The sequence below is a fragment of the Faecalibacillus faecis genome, assembly GCF_003024675.1.
GTDB lineage: Bacteria > Bacillota_I > Bacilli_A > Erysipelotrichales > Coprobacillaceae > Faecalibacillus > Faecalibacillus faecis.
Genome location: NZ_PYLP01000039.1, coordinates 1 through 6,033 on the forward strand (window position 1 = coordinate 1; position 6,033 = coordinate 6,033).

Here is a 6,033-nt window from a genome sequence, read left to right on the forward strand (position 1 = left end):
CGCAAGCAAGTAAGACCCCTTAAAGACGATAAGGTAGATAGGTCAGGAGTGTAAGCATGGTGACATGTTAAGCGGACTGATACTAATAGGTCGAGGGCTTGACCGAAAAGGCAAGCGAGCTTGAAAGAAAGAGACTACTATCTGGTTTTGAGTGTCCTGAAGGATACTTTAAGAGAAGATCTGGTAATGATAGCATGATGGACACACCTGTTCCCATTCCGAACACAGAAGTTAAGCATCATCACGGCGAAGATAGTACTTCGGTGCGAAAATAGCTCGTTGCCAGTTCTTTTTTTTATTTTTTTTAAAAAATGTATTGACTTTCTATTTAAAATACTATATTATCAACACAGTGCCCGATGAAGGGTGCAATATTTATGATTAAATATGAAACACCCGGTATTGTGTGTTATCAGGAAAGGAGAAAATAATGCCTACAATTAACCAATTAGTAAGACAAGGTCGTACTGATAAAACAACAAAATCAAATTCACCTGCTTTAAATAGAGGTTATAACTCATTAGCTAAAAAAGCTACATCAACTAAATCACCTCAAAAGCGTGGTGTTTGTACACGTGTTGCTACTATGACACCTAAAAAACCTAACTCGGCTTTACGTAAATATGCCCGTGTTAGATTATCAAATGGTATGGAAGTAACTGCATATATTCCAGGAATTGGACATAACTTACAAGAACATAGTGTTGTTTTAATTCGTGGTGGTCGTGTTAAAGACTTACCAGGGGTTCGTTACCATATTATCCGTGGTACAATGGACTGTGCTGGAGTTAACGATCGTAAACAAGCACGTTCTAAATACGGTGCTAAAAAACCAAAAGCTTAATTAATACTTATAGGAGGAAATATATATGTCAAGAAAAGGACGAGTTGCTAAAAGAGACGTTCTACCTGATCCAGTGTATAACTCTAAAACTATTTCTAAACTTATCAACAACATTATGTTAGATGGTAAAAAAGGTGTTGCTCAAAACATCTTATATGATGCGTTTAAAAAAGTAGAAGAAAAAACTGGAAATCCAGCTATGGAAGTCTTTGACCAAGCAATTAACAATATCATGCCAGTCCTTGAACTTAAAGTAAGACGTATTGGTGGGGCTAACTACCAAGTACCAGTTGAAGTTTCTTCAGAAAGAAGAATGACTTTAGGTTTAAGATGGTTAGTAAACTATTCTCGTTTAAGAAACGAAAAAACTATGGTTGATCGTTTAGCAAACGAAATTATCGATGCTTCAAACGGAACAGGTGCTTCTGTTAAGAAGAAAGAAGATACTCATAAAATGGCTGAAGCTAATAAAGCATTCGCTCATTTCCGTTGGTAATATAACGGCTAAAATTTTGAAGGGAGAAAACAAATGGCTCGTGAATTTTCGTTAGAAAATACTCGTAATATCGGAATCATGGCTCATATTGATGCTGGTAAAACAACAACAACTGAACGTGTCCTTTATTACACTGGTAAAATCCATAAAATTGGTGAAACTCACGAAGGTGCTTCACAAATGGACTGGATGGAACAAGAACAAGAACGTGGAATCACAATCACTTCAGCAGCTACAACTGCTCAATGGAACGGATATCGTGTAAACATTATCGATACACCAGGCCATGTAGACTTTACAGTCGAAGTAGAACGTTCTTTACGTGTATTAGATGGTGCTGTAACTGTATTAGATGCAAAAGCTGGTGTAGAACCACAAACTGAAACAGTTTGGCGTCAAGCTACTACTTATGGTGTACCTCGTATTGTATTCGCAAACAAAATGGATGCAACAGGTGCAGATTTCATTATGTCATTAGAATCTTTAGAAAAGAGATTAGGAGTACAAGGTGTTGCAATCCAATTACCTATCGGTGCTGAAGATACTTTCGAAGGAATCATTGACTTAATTAAAATGAAAGCTGTTTATTTCGAAGGGGCAAAAGGTGAAAATGTAACTTACAAAGAAATTCCTGAAGAATATATGGCTCAAGCTGAAGAATATCGTGCTAAAATGTTAGATCAAGCAGCTACTTATGATGATGATCTATTAATGAAAGTATTAGAAGGCGAAGAAATTTCTGAAGAAGAAATTAAAGCAGCAATCCGTAAAGGAACATTAGCTGTAGAATTATTCCCTGTATTATGCGGTTCAGCTTACAAAGATAAAGGTGTTCAACCAATGTTAGATGCAGTAATTGATTTCTTACCTGCACCAACTGATATTCCTTCGATCAAAGGTACTGATGAAGATGGTAATGAAGTAGAAAGACATGCATCTGATGATGAACCTTTCTCAGCATTAGCATTCAAAATCATGGCTGACCCATTCGTAGGAAAATTAACTTTCTTCCGTGTATATTCAGGTACATGTCAATCAGGAAGTTATGTATTAAACTCTACAAAAGATAAAAAAGAACGTTTAGGTCGTATTCTTCAAATGCATGCGAACAAACGTAATGAAATTGATGAAGTTTACGCTGGAGATATCGCTGCAGCAGTAGGTTTCAAAAATACAACAACTGGAGATACTATCTGTGACGAAAAGAATTTCGTTATTCTTGAAAAAATGGAATTCCCAGAACCAGTTATCCAATTAGCTATCGAACCAAAAACTAAACAAGATCAAGATAAGTTAAGTAATGGTTTAATTAAATTAGCTGAAGAAGATCCAACTTTCAAAACATTTACTAACCCAGAAACTGGAGATACAGTTATCGCTGGTATGGGTGAATTACACTTAGACGTAATCGTTGACCGTTTAAAGAGAGAATTCAAAGTAGAAGCTAACGTTGGTGCTCCACAAGTTGCTTACCGTGAAACAATCACTCAAGCAGCTGAATGTGAAGGTAAATATGTAAAACAATCTGGTGGTCGTGGACAATACGGTCACGTATGGATCAAATTTGAACCTAATGAAGGTAAAGGATTTGAATTCGTTGATGCTATCGTTGGTGGGGCTGTCCCAAGAGAATATATCAACTCAGTAAAAGTAGGTCTTGAAGACGCACTTGAAACTGGTATGATTGCTGGATACCCTGTATTAGACGTAAAAGCTACATTATTTGATGGTTCTTACCATGATGTCGATTCATCAGAAATGGCATATAAAGTAGCTGCAAGTTTAGCACTTAAAAATGCTGCTAAAAAATGTGGTCCTGTATTATTAGAACCAATTATGGCAGTAGAAGTAACTGCTCCTTCTGAATACTTAGGTAGCGTTATGGGTGATATCTCATCTAGACGTGGTATGATTGAAGGACAAGAAGAAAGAGGAAATGCTGTTTCAGTTCAAGCATCTGTACCATTATCAGAAATGTTTGGATATGCAACTGATTTAAGATCATTTACTCAAGGTCGTGGAAACTATACAATGCAATTTGATAGATACGAAGCTGCACCTAAATCAATTAGAGAAGAAATTATCAAGAAAAATGGTGGAAATGTATAATCTACATTAAAATCAAATAAATATTGATTTTTTCGAATAAATAAACTAGAATGTTTATTGTAAAAAAAATAGAAAATAGGAGGAACCTTAACAATGGCTAAGGAAAAATTTGACCGCTCTAAAGCGCATGTAAATATCGGAACTATTGGTCACGTTGACCATGGTAAAACAACTTTAACTGCTGCAATCACTACTTGTCTTGCTAAAAAAGGACAAGCTGCTGCAATGGATTATGCTTCAATCGATGCTGCTCCAGAAGAAAAAGAACGTGGTATCACAATCAACACTGCACACGTAGAATATCAAACTGAAACTCGTCACTATGCACACGTTGACTGTCCAGGTCATGCTGACTACATCAAAAACATGATCACTGGTGCTGCACAAATGGATGGTGCTATCTTAGTAGTTGCTGCTACTGATGGACCAATGCCACAAACAAGAGAACACATCTTATTATCTCGTCAAGTAGGTGTTCCATACATCATCGTATTCTTAAATAAATGCGATATGGTTGATGACGAAGAATTAATCGACTTAGTAGAAATGGAAGTTCGTGAATTATTAAATGAATATGACTTCCCAGGTGATGATACTCCAGTAATCAGAGGATCAGCATTAAAAGCATTAGAAGGAGATCCTAAATGGACTCCAGCTATCGACGAATTAATGGAAGCTGTAGATACTTATATCCCAACTCCAACTAGAGACGTTGATAAACCATTCTTAATGCCAGTAGAAGACGTTTTCACAATCACTGGTCGTGGAACAGTTGCTACAGGTAGAGTAGAACGTGGACAATTAAACTTAAATGACGAATTAGAAATCGTTGGTATCAAAGATACTCAAAAAACAGTTGCTACTGGTATCGAAATGTTCAGAAAATTATTAGATTATGCTGAATCAGGAGATAACGTAGGGGTATTATTACGTGGTATCAACCGTGATCAAATTCAACGTGGACAAGTATTAGCTAAACCAGGTTCAGTACATCCACATACTAAATTCAAAGGTCAAGTTTATGTATTAAGTAAAGATGAAGGTGGACGTCATACTCCATTCTTTGGAAACTATAGACCACAATTCTATTTCAGAACTACTGATATTACTGGTGTAATTGAATTACCAGAAGGTACTGAAATGGTAATGCCTGGAGATACTGTAGAATTAACAGTTGAATTAATTCACCCAATCGCAATCGAAAAAGGAACTAAATTCTCAATTCGTGAAGGTGGTAGAACTGTAGGTTCTGGAAATATCTCTGAAATTATTGAATAATAATTTTAAATTAAAGGTGCTTCGGCACCTTTTTTTGGTAATTTGCTATTTTAAAAAGAGAAAGCGCTTGAATAATAGATATGAGTTTGATAAAATAATAATGCAGATGTAAGTAGTCTGAATATTTGTTTATAGAAGGAGATAATAAAAATGGATCAACAAGAACAAATCGTTATTAATTTAATTGTAAACGCTGGTAGTGCACGTAGCTCTGCTATCGAAGCAATTCAATATGCTAAAGCTGGAGATATCGAAAAAGCTGAAGAATCTTTAGGAAACGCTAAAGAAGCAGTAAACGAAGCACATCATTCACAAACTGAAATGATTCAAGCTGAAATTAGAGGGGAAAAAGCTCCATTAAGCTTATTAATGGTTCATGCTCAAGATCATTTAATGACTTCATTATTATGCATTGATTTAGCTCAAGAATTCGTTGACGTTTACAAAAAAATCGGATAATTAATAAGTAAGAAACAGTTGCTTATCTAAGCAGCTGTTTTTTTTTGCGTATAAACGTTTTTCATGAAAAAAGGTAAAATATATTCTTGTACTAAAGAATAAAGAGATAGAACGAAATAAAAGTCAAAAAAATACAAATAAAAAAAGATGATAAATAATTTTAATAAGAAGAACACTAAAAAGGCCTTCTTTTGTTGTAAAAGCACAGTATATTAGACAAAGAAGAGAAAAAGGTAAAAAAGAGAGGGATAAAAAATATCGATACAGAGGGGAAAAAGAAAGTAAACAGGAAAAAAGATAAAAAAAGATAGAGAAAAAGCTTTACAAAAGGAGAAATGGATGGTAGTATAAATGAGCACTCGACGAGAGAGACGAGTGAGAGGACATTGAAAACTGAACAGGAAAGAATAAAACACAACGTCAATTTAAGTTTAAAAGAAAAAAGAGCTAAACAGACCAAAGTTGTCTGAAGAGATAGAAGGACAATGGAGAGTTTGATCCTGGCTCAGGATGAACGCTGGCGGCGTGCCTAATACATGCAAGTCGAACGCTTCACATATGTGAAGAGTGGCGAACGGGTGAGTAATACATAAGTAACCTGGCCTTTACAGGGGGATAACTRTTGGAAACGATAGCTAAGACCGCATAGGTGTCATAACCGCATGGAGATGATATGAAATATGCTACGGCATAGGTAGAGGATGGACTTATGGCGCATTAGCTAGTTGGAGGGGTAACGGCCCACCAAGGCGACGATGCGTAGCCGACCTGAGAGGGTGACCGGCCACACTGGGACTGAGACACGGCCCAGACTCCTACGGGAGGCAGCAGTAGGGAATTTTCGGCA

5 protein-coding genes and 3 rRNA genes are annotated in these 6,033 nt (G+C 36.2%); all 8 read left to right on the forward strand.

The annotated features are described in order from the left end of the window. A 23S ribosomal RNA gene (locus C7U55_RS13200) occupies positions 1-106 on the forward strand; the annotation flags it as partial. A gap of 73 nt (positions 107-179) precedes the next feature. Further along, positions 180-288, forward strand: a 5S ribosomal RNA gene (rrf, locus tag C7U55_RS13205). Between the two features lie 142 nt (positions 289-430). Next, positions 431-844, forward strand: a complete 414-nt coding sequence (gene rpsL, locus C7U55_RS13210) for a 30S ribosomal protein S12 (protein ID WP_022002417.1) — start codon at positions 431-433, stop codon at positions 842-844. Between the two features lie 25 nt (positions 845-869). Then, positions 870-1,340 carry a 30S ribosomal protein S7 gene (gene rpsG / locus C7U55_RS13215; RefSeq protein WP_022002418.1) on the forward strand — a complete coding sequence of 157 codons (471 nt, stop codon included), beginning with the start codon at positions 870-872 and terminating at the stop codon, positions 1,338-1,340. 33 nt (positions 1,341-1,373) lie between these two features. Then, positions 1,374-3,449 (forward strand): elongation factor G, encoded by a 2,076-nt coding sequence (fusA, locus tag C7U55_RS13220; protein ID WP_106988943.1) that lies wholly within the window; start codon positions 1,374-1,376, stop codon positions 3,447-3,449. A 93-nt stretch (positions 3,450-3,542) separates the two neighbouring features. Beyond that, positions 3,543-4,727 carry an elongation factor Tu gene (gene tuf, locus C7U55_RS13225; protein WP_106988944.1) on the forward strand — a complete coding sequence of 395 codons (1,185 nt, stop codon included), beginning with the start codon at positions 3,543-3,545 and terminating at the stop codon, positions 4,725-4,727. 150 nt (positions 4,728-4,877) lie between these two features. Then, positions 4,878-5,186 carry a PTS lactose/cellobiose transporter subunit IIA gene (locus C7U55_RS13230; protein WP_022002421.1) on the forward strand — a complete coding sequence of 103 codons (309 nt, stop codon included), beginning with the start codon at positions 4,878-4,880 and terminating at the stop codon, positions 5,184-5,186. A 482-nt stretch (positions 5,187-5,668) separates the two neighbouring features. Then, positions 5,669-6,033, forward strand: a 16S ribosomal RNA gene (locus tag C7U55_RS13235); the annotation flags it as partial.

Excerpts from the sequence above, each read along its gene's own strand:
- rpsL (WP_022002417.1), top strand. The coding sequence starts at position 431 with ATGCCTACAATTAACCAATTAGTAAGACAAGGTCGTACTGATAAAACA.
- C7U55_RS13230 (WP_022002421.1), top strand. The coding sequence starts at position 4,878 with ATGGATCAACAAGAACAAATCGTTATTAATTTAATTGTAAACGCTGGT.
- fusA (WP_106988943.1), top strand. The coding sequence starts at position 1,374 with ATGGCTCGTGAATTTTCGTTAGAAAATACTCGTAATATCGGAATCATG.
- rpsG (WP_022002418.1), top strand. The coding sequence starts at position 870 with ATGTCAAGAAAAGGACGAGTTGCTAAAAGAGACGTTCTACCTGATCCA.
- tuf (WP_106988944.1), top strand. The coding sequence starts at position 3,543 with ATGGCTAAGGAAAAATTTGACCGCTCTAAAGCGCATGTAAATATCGGA.